This is a genomic window from Pseudomonas gebzensis (assembly GCF_034427815.1).
Classification (GTDB): Bacteria; Pseudomonadota; Gammaproteobacteria; order Pseudomonadales; family Pseudomonadaceae; genus Aquipseudomonas.
Genome location: NZ_JAXQNS010000001.1, coordinates 229,256 through 245,906, shown reverse-complemented (window position 1 = coordinate 245,906; position 16,651 = coordinate 229,256). Strand labels below are relative to the sequence as shown.

Sequence of the window (16,651 nt, the reverse complement as noted above, 5' to 3'; positions counted from 1 at the left end):
CCTTTCCATACAGCGCGCCGCACGGGCGCACTGGCTATCACCTGCGCGGCCTCCAGTCCCTGGACACCGCACCGAACGGGCCGCGTCGCTAGCCCGCTTCGAATAACGCCATGGCTTCGACATGCGCCGTCTGAGGAAACATGTCGAGAATCCCGGCTCTCGTTAACCGGTACCCCTGGTTGACCAGCACCTGAGCATCACGCGCGAGGGTGGCTGGGTTGCATGACACGTAAACCAGCCTTTTCGCTTCAAGCTGTGCGATGTGTTGCACAACTTCGTAAGCACCGTCGCGCGGTGGGTCCAAGAGTACCGCAGAAAAGCCCTCGGCTGCCCACTGGGCGCCGGCCAAAGGCTGGGTTAAATCGGCCTGAAAAAACGCGGCGTTATGCACATCGTTATCCCGGGCATTGGCCGCCGCTCGTTCCACCATCACTTGCACGCCTTCGATGGCGACCACCTCGCGAGCCTGTCGGGCCAGCGGCAACGCGAAGTTGCCCAGGCCACAGAACAGGTCGAGCACACGCTCGTCTGCCTGCGGTGCCAGCCACGCCAGCGCCTGTTCGATCATCGCCGTGTTCACCGGCGTATTGACCTGCACGAAGTCACCGGGGCGCCAGGCCAGTTGCAACTGCCAGGGCGCCAGGGTGAAGCCCAGCGTGGCGCCTGCGATGAACGGTGCCGGTTCGCCGTCGCCGTGCAGCCAGAGCTGCGCGCCGGCCTCAAGGCAGAACGCCTGCAAACGCTGCAGGTCTTCATCGGGCAACGCTGCCACGTGCCGCACCAGCACCGCCTCGGCGCTACCGCTGAACAGCTCGACATGGCCCAGGGCCTGCGGTTTGCTCAGGCTGCGCAGCAGCGTGGGCAGATGGCGCATGATCGGTTGCAAGGGCTGTACCAGCACCGGGCATTCTTCGATGGCGATGATGTCCTGGCTGGCCTCGGCGCGAAAACCCACGTGCAACTGGCGCGCCTTGGCATCCCAGCGCACCGCGACACGGGCGCGGCGGCGATAGCCGAACTCGGGGCCGGCCAGTGGCTCGGCCCAGGAATCCGGCTGAATGCCAGCTACGCGCTGCAATTGCTCGGCCAAGGTGCGCTGCTTGAGTGCCAGCTGATCGCCATGGGGCACATGCTGCAGGTTGCAGCCACCGCACTGCTGGAAGTGCCGGCAGGGTGCTTCGCGGCGCTCGGCGCTGGCCTGTAGCAGGCGCTCGAGGCGCGCTTCGACCACTTTGCCACGGGCATTGAGCACCCGCGCCTCGACGCTTTCACCGGCCAGCGCGCCGCTGACGAACCAGGTTCGCCCTTCATGAAAAGCGATGCCGCGGCCGTCACCGGCCAGGCGTTCGATGGCCAGGCGTTGCTTCTTGCCCACAGGCACTTGCGCGGCGCGCTCACCGCCGGCGGGCTGGAAGCGCAGGCTGCTGCTGTTCTTTTTCTTCGACATCACGGCGCGTCGAACAGGCCGGTGGACAGGTAGCGGTCGCCGCGGTCACAGATGATCGCCACCAGCACAGCGTTTTCCAGCTCGCGGGACAGCCGCAACATGCCGGCCACTGCACCACCGGAGGACACACCGCAGAAAATGCCCTCTTCGCGGGCAAGGCGCAGGGTGGTCTGCTCGGCTTCTTCCTGGGACATGTCGAGGACCTGGTCGACACGCGCGGCATCGAAAATCTTCGGCAGGTACGCTTCGGGCCAGCGACGAATGCCCGGAATCGACGAGCCGTCCATCGGTTGCAGGCCGACGATCTGCACGGCTGGGTTCTGCTCCTTGAGGTACTGCGAGCAACCCATGATGGTGCCGGTGGTGCCCATGGAGCTGATGAAGTGGGTCACGCTGCCGTGGGTCTGCTGCCAGATTTCCGGCCCGGTGCTGTGGTAGTGGGCAATCGGGTTGTCCCCGTTGCCGAACTGGTCAAGCACCTGGCCACGGCCTTGGGCCTGGAGCTTGTCAGCGAGGTCGCGAGCACCTTCCATGCCGTCTTCCTTGGAGACCAGCAACAGCTCGGCGCCGTAGGCGGTCATGGCCGCTTTACGTTCGGCAGTGGAGTTGTCGGGCATGATCAGGATCATTTTGTAACCCTTGATCGCAGCCGCCATGGCCAGGGCAATGCCGGTGTTGCCGGATGTCGCCTCGATCAACGTATCGCCCGGCTTGATCTGGCCGCGCAGCTCGGCACGGGTGATCATCGACAACGCCGGACGGTCTTTGACCGAGCCTGCCGGATTGTTGCCTTCGAGCTTGAGCAGCAGCGTATTGCTGGTGTCGCCGCCCAGACGCTGCAGACGCACCAGGGGCGTATTGCCGACGCAATCGGCGATGGTTGGGTACTGCGAGGTCATGGTGTATTTCGCATTCCGGGCGACAAGGGGCGCCTATCATACCGGCAAACCTGCAACGGCCATATCTCGCAATGGTTGGAGGTTATAGCCACTGGCTATATACCGCTCTTGGCGCCCTGCTCATGGGCCCCAGGTGGTCCAGGTGAACCTCCACCTTGGCACAAATCAGTGCAAGTACCGCCCTGGCGGAGTACCTTCCGCGATTGCAGCGCGCTGCATGCGCTGGCACATGACAGGAGAACAATGTGCTTGATCGTCTGGGAATACGAAGCCGCGTGCTGTTGCTCGCTCTGCTGCCCGCCAGCCTGATGGCCCTGGTGCTGGGCATCTACTTCAACTGGCAGCAGCAGGCCGAACTGCGTACGCAGTTGCTGCAACGCGGCACCCTGCTGGCGGAGCAACTGGCGCCGCTGGCCGCGCCGGCGCTGGCGCTGCGCACCGGGGCGCAGCTCGAGCGCATCGCTGCCGAGGCCCTGGAGCAGGTGGATGTGCGCGCCGTGGCCTTTCTGGCCCCCGACCGCAGCCGCCTGGCCCACGCCGGCCCGAGCATGATCAACCCGCCGCCCAGCGGCGGCAGCGGCACGCAGCTGCTCGAGCGCGGCGGCAATGACGCCACCCGTTACCTGATGCCGGTATTCGGCCATCACCGCGACCTGGTCACCCACGCCGTGCCCGCCGAGGCCGAACGCCTGCTGGGCTGGGTGGAAGTGGAGCTGTCCCACGATGGCACCTTGCTGCGCGGCTACCGCAATCTGTTCACCAGCATGCTGCTGATCCTGCTCTGCCTCGGCCTGACGGGGCTGTTGGCGATGCGCATGAGCCGTGCCATCAACCAGCCGCTGAACCGCATCAAGCACGCGGTCAATCAGCTCAAGGACGGCAACCTGGAAGAGCGCCTGCCGGCCATGGGCAGCCATGAGCTGGACGAACTGGCGGCTGGTATCAATCGCATGGCGCAGACCCTGCAGAGCGCCCACGAAGAGCTGCAGCACAGCATCGACCAGGCCACCGAAGACGTGCGCCAGAACCTCGAAACCATCGAGATCCAGAACATCGAGCTGGACATGGCGCGCAAGGAAGCCTTGGAGGCGAGCCGTATCAAGTCGGAGTTCCTGGCCAACATGAGCCACGAAATCCGCACCCCGCTCAACGGTATCGTCGGCTTCACCCACCTGCTGCAGAAGGGCGAGCTCAGCCCGCGCCAGCAGGATTACCTGGGCACCATCGAGAAATCGGCCGGTAACCTGCTGGGCATCATCAACGAGATTCTCGATTTCTCGAAGATCGAGGCCGGCAAGCTGGTGCTCGACAGCATCCCCTTCAACCTGCGCGACCTGATCCAGGACACCCTGACCATCCTCGCCCCCGCCGCGCATGCCAAGCAGCTCGAGATGGTCAGCCTGGTCTACCGCGACACGCCGCTGTCGCTGATCGGCGACCCCCTGCGGCTCAGGCAGATCCTCACCAACCTGGTGAGCAACGCGATCAAGTTCACCCGCGAAGGCACCATCGTGGTCCGCGCCATGCTCGAAGACGAGCAGGAAGACAGCGTGCAACTGCGCATCAGCGTGCAAGACACCGGCATCGGCCTGACCCCGAGCGATGTGCGCACGCTGTTCCAGGCGTTCAGCCAGGCGGATAACTCGTTGTCCCGCGAGCCGGGCGGCACCGGGCTGGGGCTGGTGATTTCCAAGCGCCTGATCGAGCAGATGGGCGGTGAGATCGGGGTCGACAGCACCCCGGGCGAAGGCTCGCAGTTCTGGATCAACCTGACCCTGCCCAAGGCCCACGACGACATCGATCAGGCGCCGCTGCAGGCCTTGCTGGAACGGCGCGTGGCCATTGTCGAGGGCCATGAGCTGGCCTGCCAGGCCCTGGATCATCAGTTGCAGGACTGCGGCTTGAACGTCACGGCCTTCGGCAGCTTCGAGCAACTGACCCAGGCCGTCGAAGCGGCGGCCCTGGCGGGCACGCCCTTTGAATTTGCCGTGCTGGGGGTCAACCTGGGCTGTCTCACCCCTGAACACCTGGGCCGCATCAACGATCAGCTGGAACGCCACGGCTGCCAGTGCCTGGTGCTCTGCCCCACCACCGAGCAGGGCCTGTACCAGTCGCACCTGAGCAATGGCCATGGGCAACTGCTGTCCAAACCGGCCTGCACCCGCAAGTTGCGCCGGGTGCTGCTCGACCTGGTGCAGCCGCAGCGTCAGCGGCGCCTCTCACAACCACTCAGTGGGCAGCGGCTGCCGCGCATTCTGTGCGTGGACGACAACCCGGCCAACTTGCTGCTGGTACAGACCCTGCTCGAAGACATGGGCGCTACCGTAGTGGCCGTCGACAGCGGCCAGGCCGCGTTGCGCGCCATTGAAGACGAAGCCTTCGACCTGGTGTTGATGGATGTGCAGATGCCCGGCATGGACGGGCCGGCGTGCACCGAGCAGATCCGTCGCTGGGAAGCCAACCTGGATAATCCACCCCTGCCGGTAGTGGCGCTGACCGCCCACGCCATGGCCAACGAAAAGCGTGCCCTGCTGCACAGCGGCATGGACGACTACCTGACCAAACCCATCAGCGAGCGGCAGCTGGCGCAAGTGGTGTTGAAGTGGACGGGGCTGAGCCTCGGCGCCCCACAGCCCGAGCTTGACCAGCCACGCGCGACGGAAAGCATCGAACTGAAGGTGCTCGACCCGCAGGAAGGCCTGCGCCTGGCCGCCGGCAAGCCGGACCTGGCGGCCGACATGCTGGCCATGCTGCTGGCCTCGCTGGAGGCGGACCGCGAGGCGATCCGCCACGCCCGTGACAGCGGCGACCGGCAGGCAATGATCGAGCGCGTGCACCGGCTCAACGGCGCGTCGCGCTACTGCGGCGTGCCGCAGTTACGCGCGGCCTGCCAGCGCAGCGAAACCCTGCTCAAGCAGGAGCATCCGCAGATGATGCAGGCCCTCGACGAACTGGACCGGGCGATCGGGCGCCTGGCCGCGCAAGCCCACCTGGGTGCCTGAAACGATTGACGCCCCACAGGCCGGTGCGCAGCCGGCCTGTCCACTGCCGCCTCTGGCACTGTTTGGACTGTGCCTGCGCGCAGGCCAGCAAAGGCGGGTGGCGGCCCCGCGAAATGCGGCAAGCAAGCGCAGTGCGCTGGAGGGCATGAGCATTGCGTCGCGGACGCCTAGTGGGGAGCGCCTGGCTGGGAACGTCTAATCGAGGACGCCTGGTCGGAGCCGGCCTTGCGGTCCCGTTTCAACGCCGTACGGGCGATTGCAGATACATTTCAGACAGAGCCTAAGGAGTACCGCCCATGCGCATGCTGTTGTTCAGCAGCCAGCACTACGATCAGGAAAGCTTCGAGCGGGCCAGCAGCGGCCTGCCCATGGACCTGCACTTCCAACCCGCCCGCCTGACCCTGGACACCGCGCCACTGGCGCACGGCTACCCGGCGGTCTGCGCGTTCATCAACGACGAGCTCGATGCCAGCGTTCTGGAGCTGCTTGCAGCCGGCGGCACCCAACTGATCGCCCTGCGCTCGGCCGGCTATAACCATGTCGACCTGCCCGCCGCCGAGCGCCTGGGGCTGACCGTAGTGCGAGTGCCGGCCTATTCGCCGCACGCCGTAGCAGAACACGCCGTGGCCTTGGTGATGGCCCTGAACCGCCGCCTGCACCGCGCCTACAACCGCACCCGTGAAGGCGACTTCACGCTGCATGGGCTGACCGGCTTCGACCTGCACGGCAAGACCGTCGGCGTGGTCGGCACAGGGCAGATTGGTGAAGCATTCGCGCGCATCATGGCCGGATTCGGTTGCCAGCTGCTGGCCCACGACCCCTACCCCAACCCACGCCTGCTGGCCCTGGGCGCCCGCTATATGCCTCTGCCCGAGCTGTTGCGCGAGTCACGGATCGTCAGCCTGCACTGCCCGTTGAACGACTACAGCCACCACCTGATCAACGCGCAATCGCTGGCGCAGATGCAACACGGGGCCATGCTGATCAACACCGGGCGCGGGGCGCTGGTCGACACCCCCGCACTGATCGAGGCACTGAAAAGTGGCCAGCTGGGCTACCTGGGGCTCGACGTTTATGAAGAGGAAGCGCAGCTGTTCTTCCAGGACCGTTCCGACCAACCGTTGCAGGACGATGTGCTGGCACGCCTGCTGACCTTTCCCAACGTGATCATCACCGCGCACCAGGCGTTTCTGACCCGCGAGGCGCTGGATGCCATCGCCGCAACGACGCTGGCCAACGTGATCGGCTGGACGGCAGGCAATCCGCAGAACGTGGTGCGCAGTTAATGTAGTGCCAGGTTGATGCTAGGATACGCCGCATTTCTGGAGGACCCATGGTCGAGCACGATTTCCGCTACACCCTTTTCAACCCGCAACACACCCTGATCGAATGCCGCGCGCTGGTGCCCGGCCGCTATCAAGTGACCGGCAACGGCGGCTCGATCAAGAAGGACGACGTTCTGCTGGTCAGCCTCAAAGGCAGCAAGGGCTTGTCCATGCGCCTGACCGTGCAGACCGTGCGCCATCTGATCAACCCGCAGGGGCAGTGGGTCGCCACGGCCACGGGGCCTGCGTTCAAGGAGTTGGAGATCCTGACCTGGCAGGTCAAGTGCGACCGCTGCGAAACGCAGCTCGACCTTGAGTTCGCGGTGGACTCTTCGTTGGGCAACAAGGCCCGGCAGCCGGCCGCCAATGCGCGCCTGCGTGAGCTGGGTTGGGTCACTCAGGGCGAGCGGCATGTATGCCCGCGCTGCCAGGCGAACCCGTCATGAAAGCCAGGCTGGCTGGCGCCGTGATCGCGCTGACGCTGGCCGGGTGCGCCAGCGCGCCTGACGTGCTGCAACAAGACCACAGCTACGTGCTGGAGTGGATCGGCGAGCGGCCGCTGATGGATTTCAGCCATGTCACCCTGACCCTCGGCGCTGATGGCCGGGCCTACGGCAACGCGGGCTGCAACCACTGGTTCGCGCCTTACACCCTGAACGGCGATGCGCTGCACTTCGGCCACGTGGGGAGCACCCGCAAGCTGTGCGCACCGGCCTTGATGGAGCAGGAAGGTCGTTTTCTCAAGGCACTGGAAACTGTCCAGCGCTGGGACGTTTCGCATGAAGGGCAAGTGCGCTTCTGGCCGCATGACGGCAAGGCACTGCGCTTCTGGCCCGACGAAGGCTGACAGCGCGTTCAGAACCACCCCCCATCCGGGCTCAAGTTCCCGCAGAACAACCTGAATCGTTGATCTATCAAACCGTAGGAATGGCCGGTCCGGCGCCCCGGACTGCCGCGAGGGGCTGCAACGCCGCCCCAAGGCTGCAACCTCCATTTCCCTGCCGTTTCACGGTGCCTGAATCGGGCCGGCTATGCCGGCCAAACGCTGGCACCTCGCTTTTCCGGCCAGTGCGCGGCGCCTGGGTCAGGCCGGCTGCGCCGGCCATCGCAGCCATCCGGAGCGCCGGACCGGCCGCTTGTACTTGGATCGCGTTTCCGAGATAGGGCACAGCTAGCAGAACGCCGGGTCTTGCCCGCGACGGTCGCATAGGGCGGCCAATCCGCCGCTCTGGGCAGCCGCGATGGCCTCAGGCGCCGCCCTTGAGCGCCTTGATCTTCTCTTGCAGGCCTTCGAAAGTCTGTTCGCCAAGCAGTTGCTCGCGCACCTTGCCCTTGTCGTCGATCAGGTAGGTGACAGGCAGCGCTTCGCTGCGCGGCAGCTCATAACGCTCGGCCGGGTCCTGCGCCAGCACGGTGAATTCGATACCCAGTGCGTCGGTCGCCTCTTTCAAATCGGCGCCTTGCAGACCGTCGAAGTTCACCCCCACGACCTTGATGCCCTGAGCCTGCCACTGCTTGGCTGCTGCGTTCAATTCCGGGATTTCGGTGCGGCACGGCCCGCACCATTCGGCCCAGTAATTGAGCACCAGCCAGTGACCGTCGAGTTGCTCCACCTTCACCGTCTTGCCATGTTGGTCTACGCCATAGTCCGCACCGCAACCGCCGAGCAACAGGCTCGCGGTGATGGCCAGTGCTACTGCCAAACGCCTTGCCATGGGTCAATCCTTCTCGAAGTTAAAAGCCTTGGGCCAGCCCGAGCGGTTAGAATGCTGGCCACCTCCGGCTGGATGCGACCCCCGTCATGACTGAACTGACGCTCTATCATAACCCGCGCTGCTCGAAATCCCGCAGCGCCCTGGAACTGCTCGAAACCCGTGGCCTGGCCCCCACCGTGGTGCGTTATCTGGACACACCGCCCGACGCTGCGACGCTGCGCGAGTTGCTGATCAAGCTCGGTCTCAGCGCCCGCCAACTGCTACGCACCGGCGAAGACGCCTACAAAACCCTCGGCCTCGCCGACCCCAGCCTCAGCGACGAACAAGTGATCGCGGCCATGGTCGAGCAACCGATCCTGATCGAACGTCCGATCCTGGTCGCCGGCGACAAAGCCGTGATCGGCCGCCCACCGGAAAACCTGCTGGAGATCCTGCCGTGAGCGCACCCTACATACTGGTCCTGTATTACAGCCGCCACGGCGCCACCAGCGAAATGGCCCGGCACATTGCCCGCGGTGTCGAGCTGAGCGGCCTGGAAGCGCGCCTGCGCACGGTGCCGGCGATTTCCACCGAATGTGAAGCGGTCGCCCCGGACATCCCGGCCAATGGCGCGCTGTACGCCACCCTAGATGATCTGCGCCACTGCTCAGGCCTGATCCTCGGTAGCCCGACGCGCTTCGGCAACATGGCAGCCCCGCTGAAATATTTCCTCGATGGCACCAGCAGCCTGTGGCTGGGTGGTGAACTGGTGGGCAAACCGGCTGCGGTGTTCACCTCTACCGCCAGCCTGCACGGCGGCCAGGAAAGCACCTTGCTGTCGATGCTGTTGCCGCTGCTGCACCACGGCATGCTGGTGATGGGCCTGCCCTACAGCGAGTCGGCGTTGATCGACACCCGCGGCGGCGGCACCCCCTATGGTGCCAGTCACCATGCTGGCGCCGACGGTAAACGCGAGCTGGACGCCCACGAGATCAGCCTGTGCCGCGCCCTGGGTCAACGTATCGGCGTGACCGCCAAGGCGCTGGAGCCGCGTCGTGGCTAAAACGCGCCAGCCGCTGCCCGCATTGGCGTGGCTCGCACCGCGAGTGGCCGTGACGCGTGTCCTGAGCCTGGTGTGTTTTCTTGGGTTGATGCTCCTGCTCAGCCTGAACACCCTGTTCTTCGCCGACCTGCACGGCGCGCGGACCGGGGTCATCCTGGCGATCGAGCTGCTGCCGCTGTTGTTGCTGCTGCCCGGCGTGCTGCTGGGTAGCGCCCGCGCCCATGCCTGGACCTGCTTTGTGGTCAACGTGTATTTCATCAAGGGTGTACTGGCGGCGTTCGACCCTGCGCGCCAGGTGCTGGGCGCGCTGGAAGTCGGCTTGAGCCTGGGGTTGTTTCTATCGGCGCTGCTCTATGTACGCTGGAAATACCAACAAGAGCGGCGGCTGGCGGGGGAAGGTGGGTAACCCGGTCATGGCTGGATCAGGGCGCTGAACGGCCTTGAGCAGCCCCCGGATCGCGCCGGCCTGACTCAGGCCCCGCGCAGTGACAGGTATAGGAGGTTGCAGCCTTGTGCCCGCTGCCTCCGGCTCAATGATTGACCGTATGCGCGAGCATCACCGACAGCTGACACAGTGGCCTGCCGCTTTGCGCATGCCATTGGTTGAACGCGGCCTGCACCGCAGCCATGTCACGCTGGCTGGTGGGGGCTTTGTCGACGATCTTCTGTGCGATCAGCGCGGCAGCCACATCGCCACTCGGCACGAAGGTATCCTTGCCGATCATGCGCAGAAAGCGTGGCGCCGACAGGCCGCCGAGCTGATTGCCGTGTTTGACGAGGTACTTCCACAGCCCGACGATATCGGTCACCGGCCAATCGGCGACGAACGCGCCCATGCTGCCATGAGCCTGCTCGATGTCGAGAATCATCTGTGCATTGCGCGGCACACTCTTGAGCTTGCCCAAGTGGCGAATGATCCGCGTGTCCTGCATCAGCCGCTCCAGGTGCTCGGCACCCATCAGCACGACTTTTTCCGGATCGAAGCCGAAAAAGACCTGCTCGAACGCCGGCCACTTGGCATCCACCAAGCTGTGCTTGAGCCCGGCGCGAAACACCCGCAAGGCCAGGGTCGAGAGGTAACGGTCAGCAGCGATCGCGCGCAGCTGCGCCGCCGTGCGCGCGTGCGGCAGCGCAGCTTCCAGGGCCTTGGCCGAGCCGAAACGGTTCAGGCAGAACTCATGCAGCCACTGATAGTCGCGCATGGTCAGATATTGACCACATCGAGAAAACGTGGCGCGGCGGTTTCATCGATGCTCAGGCTGGTGAAGTCGAACAGGTTGCGGTCCGCCAACTGCGACGGCGCCACGTTCTGCATCGCCCGGAAGATGCTCTCGGTACGGCCCGGGTGCTTGCGCTCCCATTCCACCAGCATGTCCTTGACCACCTGGCGCTGCAGGTTTTCCTGCGAGCCGCAGAGGTTGCACGGGATGATCGGGAACTGCTTCATGTCCGAGTAGGCCTGGATGTCCTTCTCGTTGCAGTAGGCCAACGGGCGGATCACCACATTGCGCCCATCGTCGGCACGCAGCTTGGGCGGCATGCCCTTGAGGGCGCCGTTGAAGAACATGTTGAGGAAGAAGGTCTCGACGATGTCGTCGCGGTGGTGCCCCAGAGCCATCTTGGTCGCGCCGATCTCGTCGGCGAAGGTGTACAGGGTGCCGCGGCGCAGGCGCGAGCACAGCGAGCAGGTGGTTTTGCCTTCCGGGATCAGTTCCTTGACCACCGAGTAGGTGTCTTTCTCGACGATGTGGTACTCGACGCCCAGTTCCTTGAGGTAGGCCGGGAGAATGTGCTCGGGGAAGCCAGGCTGTTTCTGGTCCATGTTCACCGCCACGATCTGGAACGAGAGCGGCGCCACCTTCTGCAGGTGCAGCAGGACATCGAGCATGGTGTAGCTGTCCTTGCCGCCCGACAGGCAGACCATGACCTTGTCGCCATCCTCGATCATGTTGAAGTCGGTGATGGCTTCGCCAGCGAGACGACGCAGGCGTTTTTGCAGTTTGTTCTGGTTGACCGAGAGGGTGCCCATAGCGCTTGAATCCGCGAGGTGTGACAAAAGCCGGCCATTTTACGCACAAAGACGCCTCACGCGTAGGCCCATCGGACAAAGACTGCATGGGAATGACATCGCCCTTGTAAAGCGCAATTTGCTCTAAACACCGCCCTTCGTGCGCAGAACCCGCTTCTATAATCCCAAGCATGGCCAGCCTACCGCGCACCTGTGGGTACCATGGCCACGGGCTGCAGGCGCCTGCGACGCGCGCCTGCCTTCGACGACAGGAGCGACCGCCATGATCCATCACGTTCTGGGGCTTTTCACCCACCCTGATCAGGAGTGGCGGCAAATCCGTGGCGAGGAAGAATCCATCAGCCACCTGTACCTCACCCACACCCTGATCCTCGCCGCCATTCCCGCTGTCTCGGCTTTCATTGGCACCTCACAGTTCGGCTGGACCCAGGCAGGCCGCCTCCCGGTACTGCTCACCGTGGAGAGCGCCCTGACGATGAGTGTGATGTCGTACATCGCCATGCTGGTGGGTATTGCGATCATGGGAGCATTCGTTCACTGGATGGCGCGCACCTACGACGCCACCCCTTCCCTGGCACGCTGCATTGCCTTTGCCACCTACACCGCAACGCCGTTGTTCATCGGCGGCTTGGTGGCGCTCTACCCGCATGTGTGGATCGGCATGCTGGTCGGCGCCGCCGCGGTGACCTACACGGTCTTTCTGCTGTATGTCGGCTTGCCGACCTTCATGAACATCCCCGCCGATGAAGGCTTTCTGTTCTCAAGCTCGGTGCTGGCGGTAGGGCTGGTGGTGCTGGTGGCGATCATGGCTGCAACGGTGATCATCTGGGGCCTGGGCATGGGCCCGATGTACATTGGCTGAGCCTGCATGCGCAGCTGAGTGCACTGGCGGGTGCACCCTGACCAGCGGCTTGGGCGCCAGGCGAGGCGTGCGGCATAATGCGCCGCCAGGAGACCCCCCGCCCATGCCCGAGCTGCTCAGACAACGGGTCGAAGCCTGCTACGTGCAGGCCGAGGCCTTCTTCAAACGGACCTTCCCACGCCCTGAGGTGAGCCTCAAGCTGCGCGGGCAGAAAGCCGGCGTTGCCCACCTGCACGACAACCTGCTGCGCTTCAATCCACAGCTGTACCAGGCCAACCAGGACGACTTCCTGCGCCAGACCGTCCCCCACGAAGTGGCCCACCTGGTCGCCCATCAACTGTTCGGCGGCAGCATCCAGGCGCATGGTCAGGAGTGGCAGCTGATCATGCGCGGGGTCTATGAACTGCCGCCCCACCGCTGCCATAGCTACGCGGTCGAGCGGCGGGTTGCCACACGCTACGTCTATCGCTGCCCCTGCCCTGGCAGCGACTTCCCGTTCAGCGCCCAGCGCCACACCTTGGTGCGCAAAGGCCGGCGCTACGTGTGCAAGCGGTGTCGGCAGGTGCTCACCTACAGCGGCGAAACGCGCAGCGAGTGACGTCCGCCATAGCAGGCCCGCCAGCGCGATCACAGAAACGAAAAAGCCTGTCCGAAGACAGGCTTTTTCACCTCAGGCGGCTCGACTCAGCGAGCAGGGCCTTCAGCGACACCCAGGTCATCGGTAGGACGGCTTTCTTCCAGCGGTGCACCGCCAGAGTCCAGCTCGGACTTGAGCTTGTCGTCGTCCATTTCGTTGACCCACTTGGCCACTACCACGGTAGCCACGGCGTTACCGACCAGGTTGGTCAGCGCGCGGGCTTCGGACATGAAGCGGTCGATACCCAGGATCAGCGCCAGGCCTGCCACCGGCAGGTGACCCACAGCCGAGAGGGTGGCGGCCAGCACGATGAAGCCCGAACCGGTCACACCCGCAGCGCCTTTGGAGGCAACCAACAGCACCAACAGCAGGGTGATCTGGTGGGTGATGTCCATGGTGGTGTCAGTCGCCTGGGCGATGAACACGGCGGCCATGGTCAGGTAGATCGAGGTACCGTCGAGGTTGAACGAGTAGCCAGTGGGGATCACCAGACCCACCACCGATTTCTTCGCACCCAGGCGTTCCATCTTGGCCAGCATGCGGGGCAGTGCCGACTCGGACGACGAAGTACCGAGCACGATCATCAGCTCTTCACGGATGTAGCGGATCAGCTTCAGCACGCTGAAACCGTGGGCACGGCAGATACCACCGAGCACCACCAGCACGAACAGCAGGCAGGTCACGTAGAAGCAGGCCATCAGGTAGCCCAGCTGCACCAGCGAACCAACGCCGTACTGGCCGATGGTGAAGGCCATGGCACCGAAGGCGCCCAGCGGAGCCAGCTTCATGATCATGTTGATGATGTTGAACATGACGTGGGCAAAGCGATCGATCAGGTCCAGCAGCGGCTTGCCGTAGCTGCCCAGGCGATGCAAGGCGAAGCCGAAGATCACCGAGAACATCAGCACTTGCAGGATGTCGCCGTTGGCGAAGGCACCGACCACCGTGTTGGGGATGATGTTGAGCAGGAAGCCGACGGTGGTCTGCTGCGCGCCGGCGGCGGCATAGGCGGCCACGCTGCTGGCGTTCAGGGTAGTGACGTCGATGTGCATGCCAGCGCCTGGCTTGACCACGTTGACGACGATCAGGCCGATCATCAGGGCGACAGTGGAGACGATCTCGAAGTACAGCAGCGCGTAGCCACCGGTCTTGCCGACCGACTTCATGCTCTGCATGCCCGCGATGCCGCTGACCACGGTGCAGAAGATGATCGGCGCGATGACCATCTTGATCAGCTTGACGAAACCATCACCCAACGGCTTGAGGGCGACACCGGTTTCCGGATAGAAGTGGCCGAGCAGAATACCAATGGTGATGGCGACCAACACCTGGATATACAGGGACTTGTACAGCGGCTGACGTTTCGTCATGGCTCAGATTTCCTCGAGTGTGCCGTCGCCACCCTTGAGCGGGGCGGTGTGACACCTGAATCGCTAACCCTCCTGCACATGGAGGGATTTGTCGTTGTGTTCGAGCTGCGTGGTGCAGGCCTCTGCCAGTGACAAAGCAAAGGTGATGCCAATATGCCCAGCCAGGGTGCACGCGCCCGCGTTTCGCGGGGTCGATGCGCCGCAATGGCGCAACACGGCACGTAACGCCTGGCGGTTTTCCGCCCGATGGCGGGAAATGTACAGGGGTATGGCGGGAATCCGCCTATCGACGCTCAGCCGCGGGGGAAAACGATGCGAAAGGCGGCGCCGCCCAACGTTGAATCATCCAGGCGCAGCTCGGCGTCGTAGCTGTCGATGATGTCTTTGACCACGGCCAAGCCGATGCCCTGGCCAGGGTGCTGGGCATCGAGGCGTTCGCCACGCTGGAGAATGCGCTGGCGCTGCTCGACCGGCACGCCGAGGCCGTCGTCTTCGACACACAGCTCGACCTGCCCAGAGCTTTGCCGCAGGCTCACGCGCACCTGCTGCAGGCACAGGCGGTAGGCGTTCTCCAGCAGGTTGCCGAGCAGTTCGAGCAAGGCGCCCTGCTCCATCGGCACCTGCGCCTGCGCCTGCGCCGGGATATCCAGGCTGACCTGCACGTGTTTGTCGCGGTAGACCTTGGCCAGCGTGCTGCACAGGCTGTCGAGCAACGGCCGTACATCGACCTGATGGCGCACCAGGCCACTCTTGCGTAACGAGGCGCGCTGCAGTTGATAGTCGATCTGCTGGCTCATGCGCTCGATCTGGCTCTGCAACACCCGCGCCTGCTCGCGCTCGTCGGGGGTCTGGCCCAGGCTTTCGCTCACCCCTTGCAGCACGGTCAGGGGGGTCTTGAGACTGTGCGCCAGGTCATCGAGCGAGTCGCGGTAGCGCTGGCGCTGCTCACGCTCGCTGTGCAGCAGGCGGTTGAGCGAGCCGGTCAGGCGCAGCAACTCGCTGGGGTGCTCGCGGCTCAGGCCTTCACGAGCCCCCGCCTCGACTTGGTCGAGCTCACGGCTCAGGTGGCGCAATGAGCGCAGGCCCCAGGTCAGGCCGGCCCATAGCAGGATCAACAGCGCCAGCAAGGCCGCGCCAAAGCCCAGGTAGAGCTTTTCACGCAGGCCATCGAGGGTGTTGTGGTACTCGCGCACCGGTTGCAAGGCGACGATGCTGTAGGCCGCGCTCTTGCCGCCGAGCAGCTTGATTTCCACGTCATAGACGAAGAACTCTTCGCCATCGCTCTGCCGAGTACGCGCGAACTCGTTGCCGCGCCCGTCATAGCGTGGCTGGTACTCGATGTTCTGCGCCGTGGTGGCGCGCGATCGCCAGACCAGGTGGCCCTGGCGGTCGAAGATGTAACCCATCAGGCCGCTGTCAGGCAGGTTGTAGCGCTCGTCGGGGAGCAGCGCCGGCATGCGCAGCTGGCCATGCTCGATGCGTGCGGAGGAAATCAGCGTGGTCACGTCCGAGGCCAGGCGTTGCTCGATGGATTCTTGCAGCGCCAGGCTGAACGCTTTCTGCAGCGCCGGCAGCAAGGCCAGCATGAACAACACCGCCAGCACGGCCGCCGCCAGCATCAGGCGCACGCGCAGCGAACGAATCATCGGCACCGCTCAGTGAACAGGTAGCCCAGGCCGCGTACGGTGTCGATGGGTTTGAAGCCGCTGTCGCCCTCAAGCTTGCGCCGCAAACGGCCGACCAGCACCTCGATGACATTCGGATCTCGCTCGTCGTCATCGGGGTACAGCTGCTCCATCAGCCGATCCTTGGCCACCACCTGCTGGTGATGGCGCATGAGGTACTCCAGAATCCGGTACTCGTAAGCGGTCAACCCCAGCGGCTGGTCGTCAAGGCTGGCCTGCTTGCGGTTGATGTCGAGGATCAGCGGGCCGGCGGCGATGGTCGATTGGGTGAACCCGCTGGAGCGGCGCAACAAGGCGTTGAGGCGCGCCTCCAGCTCCTCGAACTGGAACGGCTTGACCACATAATCGTCGGCGCCGGCCGCCAGGCCTTCGACCTTGTCCTGCCAGTTGCCGCGCGCGGTGAGGATGAGGATGGGGAAGGTCTTGCCCTGGCGGCGCAGCTCGCCGATCAGCTCCAACCCGCTCATGCCCGGCAGGCCGAGGTCGATCACGGCCAGGTCATGGTGATACTGACTGGCCTGGTACAGCGCTTCCTCGGCGTTGGCCACGGCCTCGACCACATGGCCGCTCTCGCCCAGGCGCGTGAAGAGGTGGTGGCGCAGCAGCGCCTCATCCTCGACCACCAGCAGTTTCATCCG

General features: G+C 64.5%; 17 protein-coding genes. 9 read left to right on the top strand and 8 right to left on the bottom strand.

Annotation, left to right across the window (positions count from 1 at the left end; translation table 11 throughout):
• Window positions 1-88: 88 nt before the first annotated feature.
• Both rlmD and cysM read right to left on the bottom strand, forming a co-directional pair.
• Window positions 89-1,447 (bottom strand): 23S rRNA (uracil(1939)-C(5))-methyltransferase RlmD, encoded by a 1,359-nt coding sequence (gene rlmD, locus SJI00_RS01170; RefSeq protein WP_322459935.1) that lies wholly within the window; start codon window positions 1,445-1,447, stop codon window positions 89-91.
• A complete protein-coding gene (gene cysM / locus SJI00_RS01165) occupies window positions 1,447-2,346 on the bottom strand; it encodes a cysteine synthase CysM (protein ID WP_322459934.1) in 900 nt (299 codons plus the stop codon). The genes rlmD and cysM overlap by 1 nt, the downstream gene beginning before the upstream one ends.
• A gap of 245 nt (window positions 2,347-2,591) precedes the next feature.
• Between cysM and SJI00_RS01160 the strand changes: the two genes are divergently transcribed.
• The 4 genes from SJI00_RS01160 to SJI00_RS01145 all read left to right on the top strand — a co-directional run bounded on the left by SJI00_RS01160 (window position 2,592) and on the right by SJI00_RS01145 (window position 7,520).
• Window positions 2,592-5,348 (top strand): response regulator, encoded by a 2,757-nt coding sequence (locus SJI00_RS01160; RefSeq protein ID WP_322459933.1) that lies wholly within the window; start codon window positions 2,592-2,594, stop codon window positions 5,346-5,348.
• A 296-nt stretch (window positions 5,349-5,644) separates the two neighbouring features.
• Window positions 5,645-6,634 (top strand): 2-hydroxyacid dehydrogenase, encoded by a 990-nt coding sequence (locus SJI00_RS01155; protein ID WP_322459932.1) that lies wholly within the window; start codon window positions 5,645-5,647, stop codon window positions 6,632-6,634.
• Window positions 6,635-6,681: 47 nt separating this feature from the next.
• Window positions 6,682-7,119 (top strand): hypothetical protein, encoded by a 438-nt coding sequence (locus tag SJI00_RS01150; protein ID WP_322459931.1) that lies wholly within the window; start codon window positions 6,682-6,684, stop codon window positions 7,117-7,119.
• Window positions 7,116-7,520 carry an META domain-containing protein gene (locus tag SJI00_RS01145; RefSeq protein ID WP_322459930.1) on the top strand — a complete coding sequence of 135 codons (405 nt, stop codon included), beginning with the start codon at window positions 7,116-7,118 and terminating at the stop codon, window positions 7,518-7,520. Before SJI00_RS01150 ends, SJI00_RS01145 begins: the two co-directional genes overlap by 4 nt.
• A gap of 400 nt (window positions 7,521-7,920) precedes the next feature.
• Here SJI00_RS01145 and SJI00_RS01140 read toward each other — a convergent pair whose 3' ends face one another.
• A complete protein-coding gene (locus SJI00_RS01140; protein WP_322459929.1) occupies window positions 7,921-8,388 on the bottom strand; it encodes a TlpA disulfide reductase family protein in 468 nt (155 codons plus the stop codon).
• An 86-nt stretch (window positions 8,389-8,474) separates the two neighbouring features.
• Here SJI00_RS01140 and arsC point away from each other — a divergent pair, with 86 nt between their 5' ends.
• Genes arsC through SJI00_RS01125 form a run of 3 tightly spaced genes read left to right on the top strand, consistent with a single transcriptional unit; the run spans window position 8,475 to window position 9,836 of the window.
• Window positions 8,475-8,828, top strand: a complete 354-nt coding sequence (gene arsC / locus SJI00_RS01135; RefSeq protein WP_322459928.1) for an arsenate reductase (glutaredoxin) — start codon at window positions 8,475-8,477, stop codon at window positions 8,826-8,828.
• Window positions 8,825-9,430: an NAD(P)H:quinone oxidoreductase gene (wrbA, locus tag SJI00_RS01130; protein ID WP_322459927.1), complete on the top strand. Its 606-nt coding sequence runs from the start codon at window positions 8,825-8,827 to the stop codon at window positions 9,428-9,430. The genes arsC and wrbA overlap by 4 nt, the downstream gene beginning before the upstream one ends.
• Window positions 9,423-9,836, top strand: a complete 414-nt coding sequence (locus tag SJI00_RS01125) for a DUF2069 domain-containing protein (RefSeq protein ID WP_322459926.1) — start codon at window positions 9,423-9,425, stop codon at window positions 9,834-9,836. The genes wrbA and SJI00_RS01125 overlap by 8 nt, the downstream gene beginning before the upstream one ends.
• 124 nt (window positions 9,837-9,960) lie before the next feature.
• On the opposite strand, the gene SJI00_RS01120 is transcribed toward SJI00_RS01125, so the two are convergent.
• Together SJI00_RS01120 and ttcA are read right to left on the bottom strand one after the other, a co-directional pair.
• Entirely contained in the window at window positions 9,961-10,632 is a 672-nt protein-coding gene (locus tag SJI00_RS01120) for a DNA-3-methyladenine glycosylase I (protein ID WP_322459925.1), read from the bottom strand.
• A 2-nt stretch (window positions 10,633-10,634) separates the two neighbouring features.
• Window positions 10,635-11,459 carry a tRNA 2-thiocytidine(32) synthetase TtcA gene (ttcA, locus tag SJI00_RS01115; protein ID WP_322459924.1) on the bottom strand — a complete coding sequence of 275 codons (825 nt, stop codon included), beginning with the start codon at window positions 11,457-11,459 and terminating at the stop codon, window positions 10,635-10,637.
• Between the two features lie 262 nt (window positions 11,460-11,721).
• Between ttcA and SJI00_RS01110 the strand changes: the two genes are divergently transcribed.
• Together SJI00_RS01110 and SJI00_RS01105 are read left to right on the top strand one after the other, a co-directional pair.
• Complete coding sequence (locus SJI00_RS01110; RefSeq protein WP_322459923.1) at window positions 11,722-12,321, top strand: Yip1 family protein; 600 nt, start codon at window positions 11,722-11,724, stop codon at window positions 12,319-12,321.
• Between the two features lie 103 nt (window positions 12,322-12,424).
• Window positions 12,425-12,919 carry a SprT family zinc-dependent metalloprotease gene (locus tag SJI00_RS01105; protein WP_322459922.1) on the top strand — a complete coding sequence of 165 codons (495 nt, stop codon included), beginning with the start codon at window positions 12,425-12,427 and terminating at the stop codon, window positions 12,917-12,919.
• Between the two features lie 86 nt (window positions 12,920-13,005).
• Here SJI00_RS01105 and SJI00_RS01100 read toward each other — a convergent pair whose 3' ends face one another.
• The 3 genes from SJI00_RS01100 to SJI00_RS01090 form a co-directional block, all read right to left on the bottom strand.
• Window positions 13,006-14,328: a dicarboxylate/amino acid:cation symporter gene (locus SJI00_RS01100; RefSeq protein WP_322459921.1), complete on the bottom strand. Its 1,323-nt coding sequence runs from the start codon at window positions 14,326-14,328 to the stop codon at window positions 13,006-13,008.
• A gap of 293 nt (window positions 14,329-14,621) precedes the next feature.
• Window positions 14,622-15,974, bottom strand: a complete 1,353-nt coding sequence (locus SJI00_RS01095) for an ATP-binding protein (protein WP_322459920.1) — start codon at window positions 15,972-15,974, stop codon at window positions 14,622-14,624.
• The gene (locus SJI00_RS01090) at window positions 15,971-16,648 is read right to left on the bottom strand and encodes a response regulator (protein ID WP_322459919.1); all 678 of its coding nucleotides are present in this window, start codon (window positions 16,646-16,648) and stop codon (window positions 15,971-15,973) included. The genes SJI00_RS01095 and SJI00_RS01090 overlap by 4 nt, the downstream gene beginning before the upstream one ends.
• Window positions 16,649-16,651: the final 3 nt, after the last annotated feature.

What these genes read in the sequence shown, in the direction of transcription:
- SJI00_RS01150 (WP_322459931.1), top strand. Translation starts at nt 6,682, where the DNA reads ATGGTCGAGCACGATTTCCGCTACACCCTTTTCAACCCGCAACACACC.
- SJI00_RS01095 (WP_322459920.1), bottom strand. Translation starts at nt 15,974, where the DNA reads ATGATTCGTTCGCTGCGCGTGCGCCTGATGCTGGCGGCGGCCGTGCTG.
- cysM (WP_322459934.1), bottom strand. Translation starts at nt 2,346, where the DNA reads ATGACCTCGCAGTACCCAACCATCGCCGATTGCGTCGGCAATACGCCC.
- SJI00_RS01105 (WP_322459922.1), top strand. Translation starts at nt 12,425, where the DNA reads ATGCCCGAGCTGCTCAGACAACGGGTCGAAGCCTGCTACGTGCAGGCC.
- arsC (WP_322459928.1), top strand. Translation starts at nt 8,475, where the DNA reads ATGACTGAACTGACGCTCTATCATAACCCGCGCTGCTCGAAATCCCGC.
- ttcA (WP_322459924.1), bottom strand. Translation starts at nt 11,459, where the DNA reads ATGGGCACCCTCTCGGTCAACCAGAACAAACTGCAAAAACGCCTGCGT.
- SJI00_RS01090 (WP_322459919.1), bottom strand. Translation starts at nt 16,648, where the DNA reads ATGAAACTGCTGGTGGTCGAGGATGAGGCGCTGCTGCGCCACCACCTC.
- SJI00_RS01120 (WP_322459925.1), bottom strand. Translation starts at nt 10,632, where the DNA reads ATGCGCGACTATCAGTGGCTGCATGAGTTCTGCCTGAACCGTTTCGGC.
- SJI00_RS01140 (WP_322459929.1), bottom strand. Translation starts at nt 8,388, where the DNA reads ATGGCAAGGCGTTTGGCAGTAGCACTGGCCATCACCGCGAGCCTGTTG.
- SJI00_RS01100 (WP_322459921.1), bottom strand. Translation starts at nt 14,328, where the DNA reads ATGACGAAACGTCAGCCGCTGTACAAGTCCCTGTATATCCAGGTGTTG.
- SJI00_RS01110 (WP_322459923.1), top strand. Translation starts at nt 11,722, where the DNA reads ATGATCCATCACGTTCTGGGGCTTTTCACCCACCCTGATCAGGAGTGG.
- SJI00_RS01145 (WP_322459930.1), top strand. Translation starts at nt 7,116, where the DNA reads ATGAAAGCCAGGCTGGCTGGCGCCGTGATCGCGCTGACGCTGGCCGGG.
- SJI00_RS01155 (WP_322459932.1), top strand. Translation starts at nt 5,645, where the DNA reads ATGCGCATGCTGTTGTTCAGCAGCCAGCACTACGATCAGGAAAGCTTC.
- rlmD (WP_322459935.1), bottom strand. Translation starts at nt 1,447, where the DNA reads ATGTCGAAGAAAAAGAACAGCAGCAGCCTGCGCTTCCAGCCCGCCGGC.